The sequence below is a fragment of the Parasphingorhabdus sp. genome (genome assembly GCF_048269865.1).
In the GTDB taxonomy this organism is placed as follows: domain Bacteria; phylum Pseudomonadota; class Alphaproteobacteria; order Sphingomonadales; family Sphingomonadaceae; genus Parasphingorhabdus.
Genome location: NZ_JBLWUA010000011.1, coordinates 86,926 through 108,620 on the forward strand (window position 1 = coordinate 86,926; position 21,695 = coordinate 108,620).

At 57.9% G+C, this 21,695-nt stretch carries 18 protein-coding genes; 7 read left to right on the forward strand and 11 right to left on the reverse strand.

Going from position 1 to position 21,695, the window contains the following annotated elements; translation table 11 throughout:
• The first annotated feature begins 35 nt into the window (after window positions 1–35).
• The 3 genes from aroC (at window position 36) to ACN0WW_RS14875 (ending at window position 4,390) form a co-directional block, all read left to right on the forward strand.
• On the forward strand, window positions 36–1,103 hold the full coding sequence (aroC, locus tag ACN0WW_RS14865; RefSeq protein WP_417613653.1) for a chorismate synthase: 1,068 nt from the start codon (window positions 36–38) through the stop codon (window positions 1,101–1,103).
• 174 nt (window positions 1,104–1,277) lie between these two features.
• Window positions 1,278–3,077, forward strand: a complete 1,800-nt coding sequence (locus ACN0WW_RS14870) for an SLC13 family permease (protein WP_417613654.1) — start codon at window positions 1,278–1,280, stop codon at window positions 3,075–3,077.
• A 74-nt stretch (window positions 3,078–3,151) separates the two neighbouring features.
• Entirely contained in the window at window positions 3,152–4,390 is a 1,239-nt protein-coding gene (locus ACN0WW_RS14875) for a dicarboxylate/amino acid:cation symporter (RefSeq protein WP_417613655.1), read from the forward strand.
• A gap of 6 nt (window positions 4,391–4,396) precedes the next feature.
• Here the strand turns inward: ACN0WW_RS14875 and ACN0WW_RS14880 are convergent, their stop codons facing one another.
• The 5 genes from ACN0WW_RS14880 to ACN0WW_RS14900 all read right to left on the reverse strand — a co-directional run bounded on the left by ACN0WW_RS14880 (window position 4,397) and on the right by ACN0WW_RS14900 (window position 10,345).
• The gene (locus ACN0WW_RS14880; protein WP_417613723.1) at window positions 4,397–4,987 is read right to left on the reverse strand and encodes an NADPH-dependent FMN reductase; all 591 of its coding nucleotides are present in this window, start codon (window positions 4,985–4,987) and stop codon (window positions 4,397–4,399) included.
• 12 nt (window positions 4,988–4,999) lie between these two features.
• Window positions 5,000–6,289, reverse strand: a complete 1,290-nt coding sequence (locus tag ACN0WW_RS14885; RefSeq protein ID WP_417613656.1) for an adenylosuccinate synthase — start codon at window positions 6,287–6,289, stop codon at window positions 5,000–5,002.
• Window positions 6,290–6,302: 13 nt separating this feature from the next.
• Window positions 6,303–7,418 carry an ATP phosphoribosyltransferase regulatory subunit gene (locus ACN0WW_RS14890; RefSeq protein ID WP_417613657.1) on the reverse strand — a complete coding sequence of 372 codons (1,116 nt, stop codon included), beginning with the start codon at window positions 7,416–7,418 and terminating at the stop codon, window positions 6,303–6,305.
• Window positions 7,419–7,483: 65 nt separating this feature from the next.
• Complete coding sequence (gene serA, locus ACN0WW_RS14895) at window positions 7,484–9,067, reverse strand: phosphoglycerate dehydrogenase (protein ID WP_417613658.1); 1,584 nt, start codon at window positions 9,065–9,067, stop codon at window positions 7,484–7,486.
• Window positions 9,068–9,172: 105 nt separating this feature from the next.
• On the reverse strand, window positions 9,173–10,345 hold the full coding sequence (locus ACN0WW_RS14900; protein WP_417613659.1) for a phosphoserine transaminase: 1,173 nt from the start codon (window positions 10,343–10,345) through the stop codon (window positions 9,173–9,175).
• Between the two features lie 518 nt (window positions 10,346–10,863).
• On the opposite strand from ACN0WW_RS14900, the gene ACN0WW_RS14905 reads away from it, so the two are divergent.
• Both ACN0WW_RS14905 and ACN0WW_RS14910 read left to right on the forward strand, forming a co-directional pair.
• Window positions 10,864–11,478 carry an extensin family protein gene (locus ACN0WW_RS14905; RefSeq protein WP_417613724.1) on the forward strand — a complete coding sequence of 205 codons (615 nt, stop codon included), beginning with the start codon at window positions 10,864–10,866 and terminating at the stop codon, window positions 11,476–11,478.
• Window positions 11,479–11,527: 49 nt separating this feature from the next.
• Window positions 11,528–12,397, forward strand: a complete 870-nt coding sequence (locus tag ACN0WW_RS14910; protein WP_417613660.1) for a TIGR00730 family Rossman fold protein — start codon at window positions 11,528–11,530, stop codon at window positions 12,395–12,397.
• A gap of 21 nt (window positions 12,398–12,418) precedes the next feature.
• On the opposite strand, the gene ACN0WW_RS14915 is transcribed toward ACN0WW_RS14910, so the two are convergent.
• Complete coding sequence (locus tag ACN0WW_RS14915) at window positions 12,419–13,060, reverse strand: c-type cytochrome (protein WP_417613661.1); 642 nt, start codon at window positions 13,058–13,060, stop codon at window positions 12,419–12,421.
• A gap of 210 nt (window positions 13,061–13,270) precedes the next feature.
• Here ACN0WW_RS14915 and ACN0WW_RS14920 point away from each other — a divergent pair, with 210 nt between their 5' ends.
• Window positions 13,271–14,170: a prephenate dehydratase gene (locus ACN0WW_RS14920; RefSeq protein ID WP_417613725.1), complete on the forward strand. Its 900-nt coding sequence runs from the start codon at window positions 13,271–13,273 to the stop codon at window positions 14,168–14,170.
• A 168-nt stretch (window positions 14,171–14,338) separates the two neighbouring features.
• Here the strand turns inward: ACN0WW_RS14920 and ACN0WW_RS14925 are convergent, their stop codons facing one another.
• From ACN0WW_RS14925 to ACN0WW_RS14940, 4 genes are all read right to left on the reverse strand, one after another.
• Window positions 14,339–15,550, reverse strand: coding sequence for a hypothetical protein (locus tag ACN0WW_RS14925; RefSeq protein WP_417613662.1), 1,212 nt, complete (start codon window positions 15,548–15,550; stop codon window positions 14,339–14,341).
• Window positions 15,551–15,701: 151 nt separating this feature from the next.
• The gene (locus tag ACN0WW_RS14930; RefSeq protein WP_417613663.1) at window positions 15,702–17,699 is read right to left on the reverse strand and encodes a TonB-dependent receptor; all 1,998 of its coding nucleotides are present in this window, start codon (window positions 17,697–17,699) and stop codon (window positions 15,702–15,704) included.
• Between the two features lie 400 nt (window positions 17,700–18,099).
• Window positions 18,100–19,191: a zinc-binding dehydrogenase gene (locus ACN0WW_RS14935; RefSeq protein WP_417613664.1), complete on the reverse strand. Its 1,092-nt coding sequence runs from the start codon at window positions 19,189–19,191 to the stop codon at window positions 18,100–18,102.
• 318 nt (window positions 19,192–19,509) lie between these two features.
• Window positions 19,510–20,454 (reverse strand): homocysteine S-methyltransferase family protein, encoded by a 945-nt coding sequence (locus ACN0WW_RS14940; protein WP_417613665.1) that lies wholly within the window; start codon window positions 20,452–20,454, stop codon window positions 19,510–19,512.
• Window positions 20,455–20,662: 208 nt separating this feature from the next.
• On the opposite strand from ACN0WW_RS14940, the gene ACN0WW_RS14945 reads away from it, so the two are divergent.
• The gene (locus ACN0WW_RS14945) at window positions 20,663–21,298 is read left to right on the forward strand and encodes a TetR/AcrR family transcriptional regulator (protein ID WP_417613666.1); all 636 of its coding nucleotides are present in this window, start codon (window positions 20,663–20,665) and stop codon (window positions 21,296–21,298) included.
• A gap of 30 nt (window positions 21,299–21,328) precedes the next feature.
• Here ACN0WW_RS14945 and ACN0WW_RS14950 read toward each other — a convergent pair whose 3' ends face one another.
• A complete protein-coding gene (locus ACN0WW_RS14950) occupies window positions 21,329–21,655 on the reverse strand; it encodes a DUF6481 family protein (protein WP_417613667.1) in 327 nt (108 codons plus the stop codon).
• Window positions 21,656–21,695: the final 40 nt, after the last annotated feature.

A 21,695-nucleotide genomic window follows, 5' to 3' on the forward strand; every position in this document is an offset into this window, starting at 1 on the left:
AACCGGATAAAATTTATGAATGCGGAGAGTGAGTTTTGAGCTTCAACACATTTGGCCGCGTTTTTCGCTTTTCGACCTGGGGTGAGAGTCATGGGCCAGCTTTGGGGGCAGTGGTAGACGGCTGTCCGCCAGGACTGGCGCTGAGCGAAGCCGATATTCAGCCGTTTCTGGATGCCCGCCGACCTGGCCAATCCAAATATACGACCCAGCGGCAGGAACCGGATCAGGTCAAGATCCTGTCCGGCGTCTTTGAAGGCAAAACGACCGGCACACCCATTTCCCTGATGATCGAGAATGTCGATCAACGGTCCAAGGACTATAGCGAGGTCGCGAAAGCCTATCGTCCCGGCCATGCGGACTATGCTTACGACCAGAAATACGGATTTCGCGATTATCGCGGCGGTGGCCGATCGAGCGCGCGGGAAACAGCGGCCCGGGTTGCGGCAGGGGCCGTTGCAAGACTGTCAATCCCGGAAGTGTCCATCCGCGCATGGGTTGCCGAAATTGGCGGCGATGCGATAGATATGGCGAATTTTAACGCGGAGGAAATCGGCAACAACCCGTTCTTCTGTCCGGATGCGGAGGCAGCCAAGCGCTGGGAGGCGCTGGTCGATGGCGCCCGCAAACAGGGCAGCAGCCTGGGCGCGATCATTGCCTGCGAAGCAACGGGCGTCCCGGCGGGCTGGGGCGCGCCGGTTTATGCCAAGATGGACAGCGAGATTGCCGCGGCAATGATGACGATCAACGCCACAAAAGGGGTGGAAATCGGCGATGGATTTGCAGCCGCTCGCCTGCGGGGCGAAGAAAATGCCGATGCGATGCGGCCCGCAGACAATGGACCCGAATTTCTCGCCAACCACAGCGGCGGTACCGCTGGCGGCATATCCACCGGCCAGCCGATTTATTGCCGGATAGCATTCAAGCCGACCAGCTCTATTCTGACGCCGGTGGTGACGATTACCCCGGAGGGGGAGGCGACCGAAATATCGACAAAAGGACGCCACGACCCCTGTGTTGGCATCCGGGGCGTTCCAGTCGTGGAAGCGATGATGGCGCTGGTTCTGGCCGATCAGAAATTGCTGCACCGGGCCCAATGCGGATGATGCTTATGCTGGAAACCAATTTCCTTTCGACAGCTTCCTCCGCTGCAGCTAGCTTCAGCATCAGGAACCTTCAACATTTGCCGACCGAAAATTGTTCCGTGGCCAAGGCATTCGGCAATGTTTTGAAACCATCTAGCCCAACGCATTATCTGATTTTGAGGACAGACTCGATCCATGATTGATCTGATCCTCCATATCATCGACGAATATATTCAGGCGCACAAGGCGATCATTGGTCTCGTCATATTGGCCTTCCTGTTTGCCGGCTTCATCATGGAGCGTTTTCCGGCAGCGGTGGTAGCCGTGCTCGGAGCCTGTATGTTTCTGTTCCTCGGCATCATTGATTCCGATGGTCTGTTTTCAGTGTTTTCGAACACCGCTCCGATCACCATTGCTGCCATGTTCATTCTTTCAGGTGCGTTGCTGCGGACCGGCACCATCGACGCAATCGCCGGTTTTATCATCAAGCGCGCCAAGCACCGGCCAAAGCTGGCGGTTGCGGAAATGTTTCTCGGGGCCTTTGTCGCTTCCGCTTTCATGAACAACACCCCGGTGGTGATCGTACTGATCCCGATCATTCTTCGTCTCTCAAGGGCCACAGGATTTTCGTCAAAGAGGTTGCTGATACCGCTGAGTTTTATCTGCATCTTGGGCGGCACGACCACATTGATTGGAACGTCAACCAACCTGATCGTCGATTCGGTTGCCCGTGATCAGGGACTTGGCGGCTTCGGCATTTTTGAAATTACGCCTTATGGCCTGATAGCCGCCGTCGCGGGCACGGTCATGATGGTATTATTCAGCAGCTGGCTGCTGCCCGGCGGTCAGGTCAAGGGGCAATTTGACAGCAGCGATGAAAGCTATTTTCTTACCGAACTGACCGTTCGCAATCGCGCTTCCGTCATCGACAGGAAGCTTTCTGCAGTCCCGGAACTGCGCCGGGCGGGCTTGAAAGTGACGGCCGTCAAGCGACTGAGCAGCTATATTCGTCATGATCTCGACTTTCACGAACTGCGGGCGGGCGACCGGATCGTTGTGCAACTGGATCTGGCGGAGCTGATTTCACTGCGGAAATCCGAAGATTTCAAGGTTGGCATCGTTCACAAAGGCGATGTCGGTCCGCTCGGCGAGGAACTGGTCGAGGCGACGGTGGCTCCCAGTCACCCGAGCATCGGCAACCGGCTCTATGATATCCCCTTTCTGTCGCAGCTCAATGTGCGGATATTGGGGATGACCCGATTCCGGAATCTTCCCCGTTCAGACCTGACCAACGCGCGGATTCATGCGGCAGACCGGTTGCTGGTGACGGGCTCCAGTGAAGATATCAATCGCATGTACCAAAACCCCAATCTTTTCGGGGTAGGGCATACCAAGATTCGCGCTTTCCGCCGCGATCGGGCACCGATTGCAATCGGTGCCCTGGTGGCAGTTGTTGTGCTGGCTGCGCTCAACGTGATCCCGCTTGCCGTCGCTGCGATTCTTGCGGTGGGCGCAATTTTGCTGGCGCGCTGTATCGACGCCGAAGAAGCCTGGGGCTCTATTGACGGTAACGTTTTGGTCCTGATTTTCGGCATGCTGGCGGTTGGCCTGGGCCTGCAACAGGCGGGCAGCGTCGATCTGATTGTTTCCGAATTGACGCCGTTTCTGCGCGAAGTTCCTCCCTGGGGACTGGTCTTTGCGATCTACATCCTTTCAGTGATCATGACCGAAATTGTGACCAACAACGCTGTCGCCATCATTATTACACCGATAGCGATTGCGCTCGGCAATGATCTGGGAGTTGACCCAAGGCCTTTGGTGATTGCCGTGATGTTCGCTGCGTCGGCCAGTTTCGCGACGCCGATCGGCTATCAGACCAATACACTGGTCTATGCTGCCGGCAATTACCGTTTTACCGACTTTTTCAAGGCGGGCATTCCGCTGACCTTCGGGGTCGGACTGTCGACCTGTCTGGCGATCAGTTTCTGGATGTAACGCGCCGCTAAGGGCTTGCCGCGTGCTCTTGCTCAAGATAGGCAAGGGGCTGGGGTAATATCGGGGAACTTCATATGTTGGCATTCTGGTTCAAGATTCCGCTCTGGCAGCGGGTCATTGCCGCTTTGATCCTCGGTGTAGTCACTGGCTTGTTGTGGGGGCCAGAAGCAGAAACCATCAAATGGATCGGCGATTTCTTCATCAAGTCGATCAAGATGCTGGTCGTCCCCTTGATTTTCTTCTCGCTCGTTGCCGGCGTAGCCGCTTTGGGCGACCTCAAGAAGCTCGGCAGTGTTGGTGGCCGGGCGATGGTTCTATTCGTTATCACGGGCCAAATTGCCGCATGGCTGGGCCTCGCGCTTGGCACTTTTTTTCAGCCGGGCAACGGCGTTGATACCAGCGCTATCGAAATGGGCGCGACGCCAGAGCCTAGTCAGACGACCGCCGTCGATATGATCCTATCGATTGTTCCGGACAGCCCGGTGCAGGTCATGGCCGATGTAAGGGTGCTGCCGCTGATCGTCTTCGCGCTCCTTATCGGGATCGGCATTCTGATGGCCAAAGAAGACGGGAAACCGCTGGCGAAGATTTTCGATAGTGGTGCGGTGGTGATGCAGAAGGTCACGATGATTGTGATGGAACTGACGCCCTTTGGTGTATTCGCGCTGATGGCATGGGTGGCAGGGACGCTGGGCATCGATGCCTTGATATCTCTGGCCCAATTGGTCGGACTCAATTATCTCGGCTGCTTGCTGATTATCGGACTGGTCTATTCCGGGATGATCAAGTTCATTGCCAAGCTGCCTGTGATCGATTTCTTCCGCGGGATCGTTGATGCGATCGCGGTAAGCTATTCCACCGCTTCTTCCAACGCCACGCTTCCCGTTACCTTGCGCTGTGTGGAGCGCAATCTGGGGGTCAGCAATTCGGTCGCCAGCTTTGTCGTAGCGCTCGGTGCGACGATTAATATGAATGGCACAGCCATGTATCTGGGGCTCGCGACATTGTTCGGGGCACAGATATTTGGGGTCGATCTGACCTTTGGGGATTATGTGCTGATCTCAATCACGTCCACTCTGGGGGCGATCGGTGCGGCGGGCATTCCTGGTGCGGGCCTGATCATGATGGCCCTCGTTTTCGGCAGCGTTGGCGTGCCGCTGGAAACGATCGCATTTGTCGCCGGCGTCGACCGGATCATGGACATGATGCGGACCACCACCAATGTTTCCGGCGACGCTGCGGTCGCGGTAACGGTGGCCGCCATGACGGGCGAAATCGACAGCGCAGAAATGATCTCTGCGGACGATGTCTAGAAAGGGCTAGTAGGGCGGTGGGCGGTTGGCCCTCTGCATGTGAGCGGCTTCAGCCCACCAACGCAGATCATCGGCAAATTTGGGGAAATTGCGCTCCAGCCGTTCGCCATTTTCTCCGGTGGGTGCACCTGTTTCGTCAAAGGCCTTGTGCACGCCTGCCAGTGCCAGCGGTGTCGACGTGACGACCATTCCCATTTCTCCCAATATTGCCCGCCAGTGCATCATCGCACGCATGCCGGCGAAGGGTCCGGCCGAATAGCTGGCAATCGCAGCCGGCCGCCAGAACCACTCTTCGAGAAAATGGTCCGTGAGGTTCTTCAGTCCGGGCTGGACGCCCCAATTATACTCGCCAGCGACAAAGACAAAGGCATCGGCCGCTTTGATGATCGATGCGACTTTTTCCATCGATTCCGGCGCAGTGCCTTCTGAATATTCCTTGTACATGCGGTCCAGCATTGGCAGCCCGACTGCCTGCGCATCGATCAGATCGACTTGGTCTCCCTTGTCCCGGAAGGCTTTGACAAGATATCGGGCGTAGCTGATGCCTTTGCGGTCTTGCCGATAGGAACCGTATAAAACCGCAATATGCACTTCAATGCCTCCCTGTCGTCAATCGGCAAACGGATCAGTTACCAAAATCGTATCATCGCGTTCCGGCGAGGTCGATACCAAGGCCACCGGACATTGAATCAGTTCTTCCACACGCCGGATATATTTGATCGCCTGCGCTGGCAAATCCGCCCAACTGCGGGCGCCGGCGGTGGTCTGGTTCCAGCCTTCCAGAGTCTCGTAGATCGGCTTGACCGCTGCCTGGTCCTGATGATGAGGCGGCAGATAATCATAGGTTACGCCGTCGAGATCATATCCTACACAGATCTTCAACTCCGCAAAGCCGTCGAGCACGTCGAGCTTGGTCAGTGCAATCCCGGCAACGCCAGAAACGGCCAGCGCCTGCCGGACCAGCACCGCATCGAACCAGCCACAACGCCGCTGACGTCCGGTGACCGTGCCAAATTCATGGCCACGCTCGCCAAGTCGCTGGCCGATTTCATCTTCCAGTTCCGTTGGAAAGGGCCCCGATCCGACGCGGGTCGTATAGGCTTTGGTGATACCCAGTACATAGCCGGTGCCGGACGGACCAACGCCGGAGCCGCCAGCGGCGGTGCCGGAAATCGTGTTCGAACTGGTGACAAAAGGATAGGTCCCGTGATCCACATCAAGCAGCACACCCTGGGCACCCTCAAAAAGGATGCGCTTGCCATCCCGCCGCGCCTCATTGAGGCGTTTCCAAACCGGTTGGGCATATTGCAGAACGCTGTCGGCGATGTCCTTCAGATCATTGAGCAGCCGTTCGCGGTCAACCGGTGGCTCGCCGAAGCCTGCGCGGAGGGCGTCATGATGGGCGCATAGCCGGTCAAGTTGGGGCCCCAGATCATCCAGATGGGCCAGATCACAGACACGAATCGCACGGCGTCCGACCTTGTCTTCATAGGCTGGTCCAATGCCGCGCCGTGTGGTGCCGATCTTGCCCTTGCCGCTGGCATCTTCCCGCATGGCGTCAAGGTCCCGATGAATAGGCAGAATCAACGGGCAGGTTTCGGCAATGCCGAAGTTTTCGGTGTTGATGGCGACGCCCTGGCTTTCCAGCTTCTTGATTTCTTCGCGCAGATGCCATGGGTCAAGCACGACGCCATTGCCGATAATGGATAGCGCACCGCGTACGATTCCCGACGGCAGAAGCGAGAGCTTGTAGACTGCTCCATCTACTACCAGCGTATGACCGGCATTGTGGCCGCCCTGAAAGCGGACCACGACATCGGCGCGTTCGGACAGCCAGTCGACAATCTTGCCTTTGCCCTCATCGCCCCATTGCGCGCCGATTACCGTTACATTGGCCATATTCGAGTCTTCCTTACAAGGGTTCCGGCTGGTCGCCGTTCAAAATATGTGAACAGCCAAGCGTCTGTGGCTGATCAGATGCCGACAGCGCTGCCACCGTGCGCCAGCCTGCTTCACGGAGCTTGGCGGCGGCCGTTGGGTCATGGCCCAGCGGCAAAAAGACCTGAGCGCTGGTTTTCGCTCCAAAGCCCGCGTGGATCAGAGGATCAGGATAGAGCGAGAAGCCGACAGCCGCTTCAGATCCGCCGTCTGACCGGGCTATTTCATAGCTACCGCCACGGCCCAGGGCGCCTACAAAACTTTCTGCGTATAGCGTGAAGCCAAACCAGTTTTGATATTCAAAACCATGCCGCTCTGTCGGGTCGAGCGTCAGGTCCGCTTTCCCCTTAACGCTCTCTGCAATCTGGGCAATACCATCCAGCCGTGAACCGAGCTGCCCGTCGCGGTCAAACGCGCGCAGTTTCTTCATCGCTTCCTCGAACGGTCCAGTTGCTTCGATCAGCGGCAGATAGCCTTTTGCGCCAATCGTCACCAACCCGCCGGCATCTTTCATATCCAGTTCGCCACGCACATCTGCAATCTGCGAAGCATTCAAGGGCAATGGCCCCGCTGCCAGAATATCGATCAGGTCGGGCATGGTGATGTCGAGCGTGATACCGGTCACCCCGGCACGCTCAAGCGCTTCAATCGCGACCGAGACAATCTCGCTGGCGGCGACGACGCTGTCGGTACCAATCAGCTCGGCCCCGATTTGCAGACGACTGCGTTCCGGCTGCAGCTGCCCGGAGCGCAGTTTCAGGACCTGTCCGGAATAGCTCAGCCGCAGCGGGCGCGGTCGTTCCGCCAGGCTGGTCGCCGCAATACGCCCGATCTGCATGGTCATGTCGGGTCGCAGCGCCAGTGTGCGCTGGGATATCGGGTCAACCATCCGCATCAGGTCACTCCGCGATGCCCCGTGCATCCGTTCGGTAAGCCCGTCCTCATATTCGGCCAGTGGCGGTGTTACCCGGGCATAGCCGTGGCTGGCCAGTGTATCGAGGACATCACGTTCCAGCCGCGAGGCCGCCTCGGCATAAGGCGGCAGCGCGTCATGGAACCCTTCGGGCAAGAGATTGGATGGCTTTTGCATGGCCACGCTCCATAGCCCAAGCAGAGGCTCAGGCCATCTTTTTTCTTGGCTCGGTTGCTATCGGATCAAAACTTCAGCGCTTTGACCGTCTTCACACCTTCCAGCTGGCAAACCGACCACAAGACGGCCTCTTCGACCGGTGAATCGATCGACAGCAGCAGAACCGCCTCGCCGCCCGGTGCATCGCTGCGACGACCCAGGTGGAACGTCCCGATATTGACGCCTGCGGCGCCAAGCGTCGAACCCACGCTGCCGATAAAGCCAGGCTGATCGCGATTGACGACGTAGAGCATATCGCCCTCGAGATCCGCTTCAACCTTGATCCCGAACATTTCGACCAGTCGCGGACCGGAGGAACCGAACAGCGTTCCGGCCACCGATTTCTCGCCTTCGTCGGTCGTTACCGAAACCCGGACCAGCGTGTGATAATCGCCTTCCCGCTCATGGCGGACTTCGCGGACATCGAGACCCCGTTCTTTCGCCAGATAGGGTGCGTTGACCATGTTCACCGTGTCGCTATAGGCCCGCATCAGGCCAGCAAGCACCGCTGCGGTAATCGGCTTCTGGTCAAGCTCAGCCGCTGCACCTTCGACTTCGACCGCAACGCCCTTGATCTGATCGGCAGCCAGTTGGCCGACGAGAGACCCCAATTGGGTGGCAAGCGCCATATAAGGCTTCAGCTTCGGCGCCTGTTCTGCCGAAAGGCTGGGCATGTTCAGCGCATTTTCGACGCCGCCATTGACCAGATAATTTGCCATTTGCTCGGCGACCTGAATGGCGACATTGACCTGGGCCTCGCTGGTTGAAGCACCGAGGTGCGGCGTACAAACGAGGTTCGGAGTGCCGAACAATGCGTTTTCTTTCGCCGGTTCCTGGGCGTAGACGTCGAGCGCTGCACCCGCGACATGCCCCGACTCCAGAGCTTCCTTCAATGCAGCCTCATCGATCAGGCCGCCGCGGGCGCAGTTGATGATCCGCACACCGGGTTTGGTTTTGGCAATGGCTTCGGCTGACAGAATATTGCGCGTCTGATCGGTAAGCGGGGTGTGCATGGTGATAAAGTCAGCGCGGGCAAGCAGGTCGTCCAGCGACACTTTCTCCACGCCCATTTCGACCGCACGCTCTTCGGTCAGAAAGGGGTCGTAAGCCACGACCTTCATACGTAGGCCGATGGCACGTTCGGCGACAATCGAACCAATATTGCCTGCTCCGATCAGTCCCAGGGTCTTGCTGGTCAGTTCGACGCCCATGAACTTGGACTTTTCCCATTTGCCGGCCTGGGTAGAAGCGTCGGCTGCGGGCAGCTGACGAGCGAGAGCGAACATCAGGGCGATCGCATGTTCCGCTGTGGTAATGCTGTTGCCAAATGGCGTGTTCATTACGACAACGCCTTTGGCAGACGCGGCCGGAATATCGACATTGTCGACTCCGATGCCGGCACGGCCGATGACTTTGAGGTTGGTCGCTGCGGCCAGTATCTCTGGCGTGACCGTGGTCGAAGACCGAATGGCCAGACCATCATATTCGCTGATGATCTTCATCAGTTCTTCCGGCGTTTGTCCGGTGATCTCATCGACTTCACAACCCCGCTCACGGAAAATTTCGGCGGCTTTGGGGTCCATTTTGTCGGATATAAGTACTTTTGGCATATTCTGGATTCCTTCTCGGTATTGTCAGGCCAGCGCAGGGCGGCCTCCAAACCAGTATTTAGGACGTGGCTTTGGGCCCCGGCGCTTGCCGGGGGGCTTCAAAAGCTAGGAAAGTTCGGATTTCACCTGAGCAAAAGCCCATTCGATCCACGTCAGCAGACGGCGAACATCTTCTTCCTCGACGGTCGATCCGCACCAGATGCGCAGTGATGGTGGCGCATCGCGATAACCGTTGAAGTCATAGGCGACGTCCATCTTCTCGAGCATGCCGGCGATCTTCTTCGGCACAGAAGCTTTGGCCTCGTCGTCGAGACTGTCATACCAGTCGCCCTGGAACACCATGCAGACGCCCGTGTTGGTCCATTTTGCCGGATCGCTGACCATATTGCGCATCCATGGCGTGGCTTCGAGCCAGTCGTGGACTATCTTGGCGTTGCGGTCGGCGCGGGCATGCAACTCCGCCAGGCCGCCGATTGATTTCGCCCATTCCAGCGAAGCGATATAGTCTTCGGTCGCCAGCAGTGACGGCGTGTTGATCGTCGCGCCTTCAAAAATCGCAGTGTTGAGCTTGTCGCCCTTTTTCACCCGGAAGATTTTCGGCAGCGGCCAAGACGGCGAATAGCTTTCGATCCGTTCGACGGCGCGCGGGCTCAGAATCAGCATGCCGTGACCGGCTTCCGATCCCATGACCTTCTGCCAGCTGTAGGTCGTTGCATCGAGCTTGGACCAGTCCATCGGCTGGGCAAAAACGGCGCTGGTCGCGTCATTGATGGTCACGCCTTCGCGGTCATCGGCAATCCAGTCCGTATCGGGAATTTTTGCACCCGACGTCGTGCCGTTCCAGGTGAAAACCACGTCATCACCCTTGTCGATGGTCGTCAGGTCGGGAATCTCGCCATAGTCGGCATCGAGGACGGTCAGATTTTCCAGCTTCAGCTGTTTGACCGCGTCCTGGATCCAGACATTGCCAAAGCTTTCCCATGCAGCCACCGTCACCGGACGCGCACCGAGCATATTCCACATCGCGAGTTCGACGGCTCCGGTATCGGAGGCCGGCACAATGCCGATCAGATAGTCGTCGGGAATGCCGAGCAGTTCGCGGCTCAGGTCAATGGCATATTTCAGCCTGGCCTTGCCGGTGGCGCTGCGATGCGAGCGGCCCATGGCGATGGTGTTGATTTTGTCGAGGGACCAGCCGGGGAATTTGGCGGTCGGACCCGAAGAGAAATTCGGGCAGTCAGGACGCAACTCAGGCGTCGGTACAGTCGTATCAGTCATTTAAACGCTTCTCCTTACAGAGAGCTCGCGCGGCGTTGGGACCGCGTGGCCCGACGCCGCTTTGTCTGTTGCAACGCAGCATGTCAAGCGCATTTCTGGTAGCGACTGAAACCAGCTATTTCTTTCGAAACACTATTTCGCCGCGTCGGGAAACCAGCAGTTTTTCGAGAGTCTCCGGATGAAAATAGGCTTCGGCTCGCTGTCCTTCGGGCGGAGTGCCCTAGACTTCATAGCAGCTACCATTGACCTTGGACTTATTCATTTTTCAACCAGATTAGGGGGTCGCATCGCAAGTATTGGAGCCAGGCGACAAGCAATCATCCATAGCCGTCGCGAGCCTTGGGAGAGTGAATGGAGAAGCGCAGATGAACTGGGCCGGTAACCGGGCTAATATGCTCTCATTGTCCTCATTAGTCCGATATTAACTATCTTATGACTATTTTTTGAGCATGAGAGTATTAGAACCGAAACTTCACGTGTTCCGCAGTATATTTGGTCTGGCCGCTGTTTCATTAATGATGACCGCTTGCGGCGCGATCCCGGACGGTCGGGGGGATCGGGCGCAACGCCCCACAACTTCCGCCGGTCTTGGCGCGTTTGACCCGAGCCCGTCTGTTCGCCAGTGTTTCAGCGAACTCGGGAAGGCCAATGTGCGTTTTTCGCCATTGCCCAATCGCCAGTTCAGCGGTGGCTGCAGTCAGATTGACAGCATCAAACTGCTGGATGTCGGGGCCGACGTAACCAATCTCGGACCGGTCAAGTGCGAGCTGGCCGAAAAATTTGCCGCCTGGACGGAATATGCCGTGAAGCGTGCAGCGCGCCAATATCTTGGCAGTGATCTGAAGCGGATTGAAACTATGGGCAGCTACAGTTGCCGCAACATCGCCGGATCGGGCAAGTTGTCGGAACATGCTCATGCCAATGCAATTGACGTGTCCGCTTTCGTTCTCAACGATGGCAGGCGGATAACCGTCGAGGATAATTGGAAAAGCGGACGCCGGGAAATGCAGTTTCTGACCGCTATCCATAATAGTGCCTGCAAGCGTTTCGGCACGGTTCTGGGGCCAAATTACAACGCTGCCCACCGCAATCATTTCCACTTCGACATGAGCGGGAATGGATATTGCCGGTAGAGCGATAAGGCCTCTGGTCAGCCCCAAATCTTTGCTTTAGGGCTAATTGATGACCAATAAAGATCTCCACGACCGTCGTTTCTACCACGCAAAGCAGGAAGCCGAATTTGCCGAGAAGGCCGACATCGGTACTCCCCAGACGCGTGATCCCGCCTATCGCCTGGCTTTTCAGGATACCGAGTTCCTGCTCCGCGAAGAACTGCGTCCGGTCCGGTTTCAGCTTGAACTGCTAAAGCCCGAGATGCTGCTTGACGAAGCCGGCATTGGTTCAACCCTCGTCATGTACGGATCTGCCCGCATTCCCGAGCCAAGCAAGGCCGATGCGCTGATCGAACTGGCAGAGGATGACGAATCACGGAAAATCGCCGAGCGGTTGAAAGAAAAAGCCAAATATTATGACCAGGCCCGCGAACTGGCCCGACTGGCGAGTGCGTGCGGTATTTCGGCCAATGGCAAGCGCGACTTCGTCGTATGTTCCGGCGGCGGCCCGTCAATTATGGAGGCGGCCAATCGCGGTGCTGCCGATGCTGGCAAGGAGTCGATCGGGCTCAATATCGTGTTGCCGCATGAGCAGGCGCCGAATGAATATGTGACACCGTCGCTCAGTTTTCAGTTTCACTATTTCGCGCTGCGCAAGATGCACTTTTTGTTGCGCGCCAGAGCGGTAGCGGTGTTTCCCGGCGGCTTTGGAACGCTCGATGAGTTTCTGGAGCTGGTTACGCTGGTCCAGACCGGCAAGATGGACAAGCTTCCCATTCTGCTGTTCGGCAAAGCCTTCTGGAACCGGGTGATCAATTTCGAGGCGCTCGCTGAGGAAGGCACGATCAGCCGCGACGACCTGAACCTGTTTCAGTTCGTCGAAACCGCCGCCGAAGCCTGGAATATCATAACCGAATTTTACGAACTGGATTGCGGCTGACGCCGCCCGGTTATTGGTCGATTACTCGTCCGCAGCGTTGGTTTCGTCTGCTACTGGTGCTTCGGCATCGATGCCAGCCTCGGCCTCGAAAGTCGCCTCGGCTCCTTCTTCACCTTTGTCCTCTTCTTCCAATACGGGAGCCGCTGGAAGTGGCAGATTGGAGCCTTGCGCGTTCAGATAGACCATCAGGTTGGCCCGATCTTCTGCCTTGCCGAGGCCGGCGAAGGTCATTTTTGTGCCCGGAGCATAAGCGCGGGGTGAGGTGAGCCAGGCGTTCATGCCTTCCCAGTCCCAGTTGCCAGGGATGCTTTTCAGCGCATCGCTATAGGCAAAGCCGGCGACGTGGCCATGCGGTTTGCCCATGGCCGCCCAAAGATTGGGTCCGATACCATTGGCACCGCCCTGATTGATCGTGTGGCACGCTGCACATTTGCCAAAAACCTTTTCGCCCGCGGCGATATTAGCGGTCTGCAGCAGCGTCTCGATCGAGGGGCCGGCATTCGCAGCGCCGTCGGAGGATTCGACGCCTTCGATGACATAGCCCATTACTTCGGGGCGCTCATGTTTGTCGGCGTGGAAATATTTGCCGCTGACAATGGAAAAACCCAGAGCCGCGATGCCGCCAGCCAGTACCCAACCTGCAATGGTATTATTGTTGCTCATAAATTGTCTCAAACCCCTGAGTGAGCGGCGGCCATGGGCCTGCCAAATTTGTGCTGTCTGTAAAGAGCAGGACGGAGCAACGCAAGGCCTCAATTGCCGTATTTTGTGCCGACCGCGATACAAAATCGCCGGGAGCCGGATCGGCAGGCTACTTCCCTCTTGCCCCGCTGCATGCCGTTCGACTATCGGGACAGCGACAAGAGGGACGAGATGGACAGCTTTCCGAAAAACGCATTGGGTATGGTCATGAAAATGGCCGAAAAAGGCGCTGAACAGCCGGAGAAGGCGATCGCATTTCAGGGCGCGCCGGGCGCCAATTCTCACCTCGCAGCGCTCGATTATGCGCCTGAGGGCCTGCCGGTGCCCTGTTTTTCCTTCGAAGATGCGATCGATGCGGTGAAGCATGGCAAGGCCGGCAGCGCGATCATCCCGATCGAAAATTCGCTGCACGGCCGGGTGGCGGATATCCATTTTTTACTGCCCGAATCGGGTCTGCATATCGTTGATGAATATTTCATGCCGATCCGCCATTGTTTGATGGCGCGCTCCGCTGATGCCGAAATCCACACCGCGATGAGCCACCCGCAGGCGCTTGGCCAGTGCCGCCACTATCTGCGCAAGCGCGGGATCATTCCTGTCGCCTATGCCGACACGGCCGCCGCTGCCGCGTTTGTCGCACAGCATGATGATCCGCATGCCGCTGCCATCGCCCCTCCGCTCGCGGCCCAGATCTACGGGCTGCAGCCGGTCGAGGAATCGATCGAGGATGCGCCTGACAATATCACGCGCTTCGTCGTGCTGGCCCCGGAAGCGGCCCTGCCGGAAGCCGGTGGCCCGCTGATGACGACGTTTATTTTCGAGGTCAAAAATATCCCGGCAGCGCTGTATAAGGCGCTCGGTTGCTTTGCCACCAATGGCGTCAATATGACCAAGCTCGAAAGCTATCAGCAGGGCAGCAGCTTCGCAGCGACCGAATTTTACACCGATATCGAGGGCGCACCCGGTGATCCGAAGGTTGACGCAGCGCTCGCGGAACTTGCTTTCCACTGCAATATGGTCCGTATCCTCGGCACCTATCGGCAGGCGCGGAGACGAGGGGTCATCGACTGACGACCGTTTTGTTGACCGCTAGCGGTGCCGGACCGGAGCCATCACTTCGACCGGGCGATTCCGCTCAAGGCTGATCGCCTCGGCTTGCGCCGACATGCTGTTTCCCCGCCCGCTTGTTATCGTCGCTTGTTGATAGCCCGACCATCCCGCATTGTGGCTCGAAAGGGCTCAGCCGTTTGATGATTCGACATCATTGCCGAACAGCACGATCAGCATCCCGAGTATTGCCAGCAGCACGAAGCCGAAGCCCCTCAGCCGGTGCCCCTTGACCAGAAACGCGCGCCTGGCCGCGATCAGCGATTGCAGCGTGTAATAAAGCGCAAAAGCACGGCTGGCATAAGCGATGATCTGGAAGATATTGACGCTCCACGTCATGAACAGACCGATCCCGACGAGTATCGCATAGCCGGTGCGGGCCTTGATCTTGCCCCTGGTCAGTTCCTCGACCAAGCCGCCGGAGCCACTGGTATCGGCAATCGCGGCGCTGAATTGCGCGGCCAGCGCTGCGGCGACCAGCAGCAGGGGCAGGACCGGCGTGATGATCCCCATCATGTCGATAATCGCGGTTTCGGTGAGGGCAAATTGCTCGCGCTCGAAGCTGTAGGCGAACAGACCGATGTAGATCATGTAGATCACCGCGCTGACAATCTGTGCCAGGCGCATCGACTTTATCCGGGTGGCTGCATCATAATTGTGACCGAGATAACGGGATGTTTCGAAACCCTGCACGGTGATGATCAGGCCGAAGGCGAGCGTGATCGCAGGCCAGCCAGACAGCACCGGTGCGTGGACAAACAGCGTGTTGGCGCTGGCTTTCTGATAGAAATACCAGGTCAAACCGACCAGCAGCCCGACGATGATCGCCAGCTTCAGCGTGACCGCGCTATATTCCATTTTTTCCAGCGCCTTGAACCCACGCGTCCAGCCGACGATCAGGATCAGGATATAGATGATGGAGGTCAGCAGCTTGGCGTTGGCCGGGCTGTCGAAGCTGGTCAGGCTGACGCCGAAGGCCCCGAACAGGTTGAGATAATAGCCAACCGAAATGGTGAAGGCGAAGACCAGCGCCCAGGATGCGGCCAGTTCCAGCCGGTCGATTCCGTCATCCTGAACCGGGTCGTCGACATTGCGATACAGGATGTTGAACCGGATTGCCGATCCGAACAGAAAGGCACCGAGGCACAGTCCGGCCATGATCAGCGGCGCGATAAAGCCATAATCAGAAACCAGAATCGGTGCGAGTACCAGAAAACCGCTGCCGATGATCGATGCCAGCGGTGTCACTGTCGCGCGCCAGACGGGAGATTTTGACAGGCGCGGCGCGAGCAGCAACAAGCCGGTCGCGATTGCCGACAGGATGATGAAAATATTCAGTATCAAGGGAAGGTCCGATGTTGTTGGCAAATAAAAAAGCTGGATAGGCCTTTCGCCAATATCTTGTCGAAACTTTTCTTAAAATGCTGCCGAATTCGCTCTTTAGGATGATAGCCCTTTTGGGGGAACGACCCGTTACCGGGCGAACGGTGGTGCGTCAGAAACGGTAGCGCGCGCTGATACGCAGTTGGCGAGGCTCCACCGGATGGAAGTGGCGGTCCTCAACCGGCGCGGCCTCGCTCGCCAGCTGCGATTCGTAAAAATAGGTTACGTCCGCATCCTTTGCGTCGAACAGGTTGAAAAGCTCCGCGCCGATCGTAAGCCGGCCGACATCAACATAGGTGCCGACATTGACCAGAGTCGTGGCATCGGATCGTACTGAATTATCTTCGATCAGCGGCGCACTGCCGAAATGACGCAATTGCGTGGTCAGGGTCACCGTCTGGAGCGGCTTGACGGTGAGCCCTGCGGACAGCACTTCCGGCACCGCCCCTGGGATCGCCCGCTCGCCGGCCGCCGGGCCGACATAGCGGGCGCGGGTATGGGCATAGGCTGCGTCAATCGTCAGCCAGTTGGTTGGTCGCCAGAACATGCTGGCTTCAACACCATAGCGGCGGGAGCCGTCATTGGCTTCGGTAGCACCGCCATCGCCGACGAAGACCAGTTCTGAATCGAGGGCCAGCCAGAAGCCGACTATGGATGCATCGAACGAGCCCCGCTCAATCCGCGCGCCAACTTCAGCGCCTTCTGCTCTGGCAAAAACCGGTACCCGGTCCGCGGCCAGCCCGCTGACCGGATCAACGGCGATGGTCGCCCCCCGCACATCGTTGGAATGAAAAGACTGGCCATAATTGGCGTAGAGTTCCAGGCCCTCAGCCGCTTTCCATGCGAGACCAGCCTTGGGGCCGAATATTCCTGCATCGCCATTGCCGGAGTTGGCAGCAAGATCGGCGTTCACGTCGTAAAACAGATGGTCGTAGCGCAGACCAAGAAAAGCGCGCAGATTATCAGCCAGTTTTACTTCCGCTGTCGCATGGGCAGCGAGCCCGGTTTCCTTGATCCGGTCGAAGCGTATGGTGTTTATCGGATTCCCGCCAACGCTGTTGAACAGGCCGACGCCGGAGATCGCGTCATGACGGAGTTCACCGCCGAGCGTGAGCGATGCCGGACCGATATTGATCGTGTGGCTCAGCGATCCACCAAGGGTCCAGCGCTCATCCTGCTGGACAAATTCGTCGCCGTTGACCGGGTCTTCGAGGAAATAGGTGAAGTTCGAGACCAGTCGGAAATCATAATAGGTGGCAAAGGCGGTGATTTTGCTATTGCCGAGATCGGCATTGGCGACCGCGCCCAGCCGTGTGGTGTTGCCGCCGAGATCGCCGTCAACGAAACCGAACCGGTCGATCGCACCGCTGGCGACGGCCCGTTCCGGTATCTGGTCCGTCGATCTCCACTGCGAATCATAGGCGTTTAACTGCAAGGAAAAATGGTTGTCCCCGATGCTGCCGCCGGAGAGTTTCACAAGCCCGGAAAAGCGTTCAAGATCCTCGGCGAGGACCCAGGGTCCGTCATAGGATTGTGCTTCGCCGGCGACCAGCAGATCGAGATCGCCGATCGCTGTGCTTCCACCGGCAAGCCCGCGACGAAAGCCGAAGGCGCCCGCTTCCAGCTTGGCAAAGGGCGCGATCCTGTCCTTGGTACGGAATGATACGGTGCCGGCAGCGGAAAAGTCACCGACATCAGCGAAATAGGGACCCTTTCGATAATCAATCCGTTCGAGCGTTTCGGGAATCAGGAAATTAAAATCAAGATAGCCCTGGCCGTGGCCGTGGCTGCGCATGTTGACTGGAGCGCCATCGACGAATCCGGCAAAGTCGGTGCCATGGTCAAGGTTGAACCCGCGCAGAAAATATTGGTTGGCCTTGCCGCTGCCGGAATGCTGCGTGGCGATGACGCCGGGGACATTCTCGACCAGCTCGCCAGCCCGGGATATCGGCACGTCATCAAAATCCGCGTAACCTACGGTGCCTTGCGATCCGCTTTGCGCGATGCCGACCTCTTTCAACGCCCGTCCGTAAACCACGATATCGTCGTCTTTGTCAGCAGCGTCGGCCCCCTGCGTCTGCGCGCTGAGCGGTGTTGCGAGAAGGGGCATGCAAAGCGCGCTGAGCGCGCATAAACTTGCTTTTGGCTGCATGATGATCCCCTATAAACTGATTGGGAAAAGCGCATAGGAATGTTGCGGCAGCCAGATCAAGGTCTGATTCCGATCCTAACAGAACTGAGATGCTAGGATCCGGACCACTTCTCCTTCGAGGAATGATTGCAGTTTGTGGCGGTGTCCAACTGAGCGGGGTGAGCGTGGTCAGCCGGGAAAAAATTGGCTGTCCATTTTTGTCACTCGCATCTTTGGTAAATTGTATCGATGTAAATAGCCTATTTGGTTTACTACAGGAAAGGGCCTCCTGGTGGCGCGACGAAGTCAGCTATGGCACCATAGGCCGTCATTCGCGCGAGCCTTTATCCCGGAAACCGAGTGTGTCCGCCTTTTTTGATCAGGGTCGCAGCACAGTCAGCTCAAACGGGCCGGCATGACGCGCAGCATGTGCAACAGCTTCCGGGGCCTGTTCGAGGGGAAAGGGCTGGATCTGATAATTATCGATGTCAATCAATCCGGACTTGATCAGCTTGACCATGTCTCTCGGTGCGGTCGCATCATACATCCAATTGCCGATGATCGAGACGCAATTTCGCATGATCCAGACATAGGGCAGTTCCAGTATGCCGCCGCCTTCCATGCCGATTCCGCCCATCAGCACCACGCGCCCATAAGGCCGGACCGCCATGATTGCTGCACGCGCCTGCGACGGCAGGGCAGCAGGGGGCAGGATGTCCAGCACGACATCTATCTCGCCAGGAGCAGCCGCCTGTATCGCCGAACGGTCCACCTCTTCCTCTCCGGTCATCTGCACCGGAAAAACGCGCGCACCAAAGCGATCTTTCAGATCCGCCAGCGCTTTGGCGTTTCGTCCGGTCGCCACAACGGCGCCGGCGCCCATTGCCAAAGCCGTCGCTACGCCGGCGCTTCCAAAACCGCCGGTCGCGCCGCTGATCAGCACGGTTTCGCCAGCCTTCAGGTCAGCGGCCAGCAAGCCGCCATAGGGGACCAGGAAAGCACCAATCTTGCACCAGGAAGGCGCATCGTCGGGAGAGATATCGCCGATCAATATCGCGTTTTCTGTCGGTATCAAGGTCTGTTCGGCCCAGGTTCCGTGACCGAAAAGGTCTTGCAGCCGCAATCCGCCTGGTCCGCGGGCGCTCCAGCCCTGCAGCGTAATATCTGGATAGGGGGCGTCGTCTCGGGAGCGAAAGGTGGGATCACACCAGACCCAATCGCCAACCGCCAGATGGGTGGCGTCTGCTCCGATAGCCCTGACCTGGCCGATAGCTCCCGGCCCCGGTACCGCAGGCAGATTAAGCAGATATTGCCGCGCACCGCTTAATACCTCCGCGGCGTAGTTAAGGACCGGTGCGGCGGCAATGTCGACGATAACCTCTCCCGTACCAAGGACGGGCGCTGGCAGCATTTCCACGGTCAATGGAGAACCAAATTCCCTCAAGATCGCGGCTTTCATCTGGGTTTCCACAAGCACCTCCTAAAGTTAGCCAAATGACAGAGCCTTCGAAGCAAACAAAATTTTTTAAACTCGCTTGAAATGCATTCGCCATCACAAGCCAGGATTTTGCATCCCGGTCATATTCCGGCAGCCCGCTGGATGAGGCCAAGAGCGGGCCGGATCATTGAGCCTCGAAAGCTAATCCGCGATAATCCAATATGCAAGCACCGTCCGCTTGACCCTGGCGAACTAACCCATTTTTGGCTTCTTCTGGTCTCGCCAAGGCGCGCCAAAGAGGCCAAAATTTGCCCCCGGCCGATTGTGCCAGGAGCAATCCTTTTCTTGCGATTACGCGGCCTGTTTATGCAAATTGTGCGACACGCAGCCAACATGGCGATGGTCGGTGCCACAGCACCCGCCGACGACGCGCAGCGATGGTAGCAGTTCGGCCAGTTCCTGATGCAGCGTGCCAAATTCTTCAGGATTGCCCTCGTCGAGCGTCTCGGCTTCGTCGAGTTCCGCGTGGCTGAGACGCGACGCGTTGGCGCGGACGCCGCCGATGCGGGACAGCCAGTCGGACCCGTCTGCCAGAGCCCCGCGGAAGTGATCGGGATGGGCGCAATTGATCATATAATATGCGGGCGCACCATCAGTTGCCTGATCAACCGCTTCAATCGCGGCGTCAAGCGTATCGCCACTGGGCAGCCGGCCATCGGTCTCGAGCGTGAAGGAAATCACCGACGGCAATCCCGCAGCCTTGGCCGCGCGAGCGATGCCGACCGCTTCCGGGATGCTGGTCATGGTGATCGCCGAGATCATATCCGCTCCGCTCTCGGCCAGCGCGGTGATTTGCGGGGTGTGGATGCGCTGGGCCGTCTCGGCATCGGCGATGGTCCCCGCTTCATAGCCGTCGCCGGCCGGACCAACGACGCCATTGATCACGATATCAGCGACCCGGTCAGACCAGTCGTGGCGGATATCGCAGGCAAAGGCCACGGCATCGCGGCTCAGGCGCAGCAGGTCTTCCTCGGAAAGGCTAAGCTTGCTCGCCCATATCGGTGTACCCCGCCAGGTGGCCGTGTCGAGAACATAGCCACTGCCGGCCTCGCTGGCCATTTCAAGAAATCCGTCAAAATAGCGGCGCAGCGCTGCGCGGGCATCGTCATCATCGAGCAGGACGATCGCGGCAAATTCCGGGGCAGAAAAGCCTTGCTGAAAGAACAGCCAGGTTTCCAGTCCGCCGTCCGTGAGCCATGGGCGATCGGTGTGCAGCAGTTTCTCAATAGTATTCATATAATATCTCCTCGTATCTCTTGATGCGAGGGGCATATCTATTGAACCGCATTGCTATGATAGTCGATCTGTGGTCTGGTTCTCCTATTCTTAATTTAATCAATATTTACAGAAATTTATCTAAAAACTGAAGGTAGAGACAGCCGGAGCGTTGCGAAAAACTGGACTCGTGGTACAGTATTTCTCCACGCAGGCAGAGGGACAGACAGTGGCGCGCGGCAGTGAAACCCGTTCGAAAATCATGGATGTCGCGCAGGAAGCGATTCTTGCGAAAGGCTTTGAGGCGACCTCGATCGAGGAAATCGTCGCGGGGTCAGAGATTACCCGTAGCGGTTTCTTCTATCATTTCCCCGACAAAAATGCGCTCGCCCATGCGCTGATCGACCGGCATATCGCGGTCGAGAACGAGCTGTTCGATGATTTGTTCGGCCGCGCTGCCGAACTGGGCGAGGGACCGCTGCAGACCATGCTAATCGGTCTAAAGCTGCTGGCCGAGATGCTGGATGACATGCCCAATGGCCATCCGGGCTGTATTGTCGCCACTGCTGCCTATCAGGACCGGCTGTTCAACCGGGAGGTGCGCGAGGCCAACAAGCGAGCCGTGCTTGGCTGGCGCACCCGGTTTCGGGCGATGTTCGAGGATATTGTCGCGAATCATGACATGAGAGACAATGTCGATCTCGACCCGCTGGCCGATATGGTAAGCGCCGTCATCGAGGGCGGCCTGACGATCTCGCGTGCGCTCGACGAGCCGCCTATTACGGCCCAGCAGGTGCGGTTGATGCAATCTTATGTGAAGCTGCTCTTTGCCCCTGGGGTCGCAGTGGCCGCTCACCAGCGATAACGGCTGGGCATCAGCTCCGTTGGCTGGCGCCTATCTCTTGCTCTTGCGTTTTTTCCGCTTCGCATAGCGTTCGTCGCGAGCGGCTTTTTTCTCGGTTTCGGTCAGGCCAAGAGCGAGTTTTGGCTTGGCCTGTTCCTTCGCGGCCTTGCGTTCGGCCTTTTCTTTTTCAAAAGCGGCGCGTTTTTCTGCGCTGGCGGCGGCCTGTTTCTCTTCACGGGCTCGCTCGGCGGCTTTGCGCTCGGCAATGACTTCCGGGCTGAGCGGCTTCTTCGCCTTCAGTTTCTTGAGCGCGGCCTGCTTGGCTTTGGCGGCCATTTGTGTGCGTTCCTGGAATGTCGGCTGTGTAAATGGCGGCATGTGAAAATATAAATCCTTGATCGAGAGGGGGCATGATCGG

Excerpts from the sequence above, each read along its gene's own strand:
- ACN0WW_RS14950 (WP_417613667.1), bottom strand. The coding sequence starts at position 21,655 with ATGCCGCCATTTACACAGCCGACATTCCAGGAACGCACACAAATGGCC.
- ACN0WW_RS14915 (WP_417613661.1), bottom strand. The coding sequence starts at position 13,060 with ATGAGCAACAATAATACCATTGCAGGTTGGGTACTGGCTGGCGGCATC.
- ACN0WW_RS14870 (WP_417613654.1), top strand. The coding sequence starts at position 1,278 with ATGATTGATCTGATCCTCCATATCATCGACGAATATATTCAGGCGCAC.
- ACN0WW_RS14910 (WP_417613660.1), top strand. The coding sequence starts at position 11,528 with ATGACCAATAAAGATCTCCACGACCGTCGTTTCTACCACGCAAAGCAG.
- ACN0WW_RS14900 (WP_417613659.1), bottom strand. The coding sequence starts at position 10,345 with ATGACTGATACGACTGTACCGACGCCTGAGTTGCGTCCTGACTGCCCG.
- ACN0WW_RS14930 (WP_417613663.1), bottom strand. The coding sequence starts at position 17,699 with ATGCCCCTTCTCGCAACACCGCTCAGCGCGCAGACGCAGGGGGCCGAC.
- serA (WP_417613658.1), bottom strand. The coding sequence starts at position 9,067 with ATGCCAAAAGTACTTATATCCGACAAAATGGACCCCAAAGCCGCCGAA.
- ACN0WW_RS14905 (WP_417613724.1), top strand. The coding sequence starts at position 10,864 with ATGACCGCTTGCGGCGCGATCCCGGACGGTCGGGGGGATCGGGCGCAA.
- ACN0WW_RS14890 (WP_417613657.1), bottom strand. The coding sequence starts at position 7,418 with ATGCAAAAGCCATCCAATCTCTTGCCCGAAGGGTTCCATGACGCGCTG.
- ACN0WW_RS14885 (WP_417613656.1), bottom strand. The coding sequence starts at position 6,289 with ATGGCCAATGTAACGGTAATCGGCGCGCAATGGGGCGATGAGGGCAAA.
- ACN0WW_RS14875 (WP_417613655.1), top strand. The coding sequence starts at position 3,152 with ATGTTGGCATTCTGGTTCAAGATTCCGCTCTGGCAGCGGGTCATTGCC.
- ACN0WW_RS14920 (WP_417613725.1), top strand. The coding sequence starts at position 13,271 with ATGGACAGCTTTCCGAAAAACGCATTGGGTATGGTCATGAAAATGGCC.
- ACN0WW_RS14940 (WP_417613665.1), bottom strand. The coding sequence starts at position 20,454 with ATGAATACTATTGAGAAACTGCTGCACACCGATCGCCCATGGCTCACG.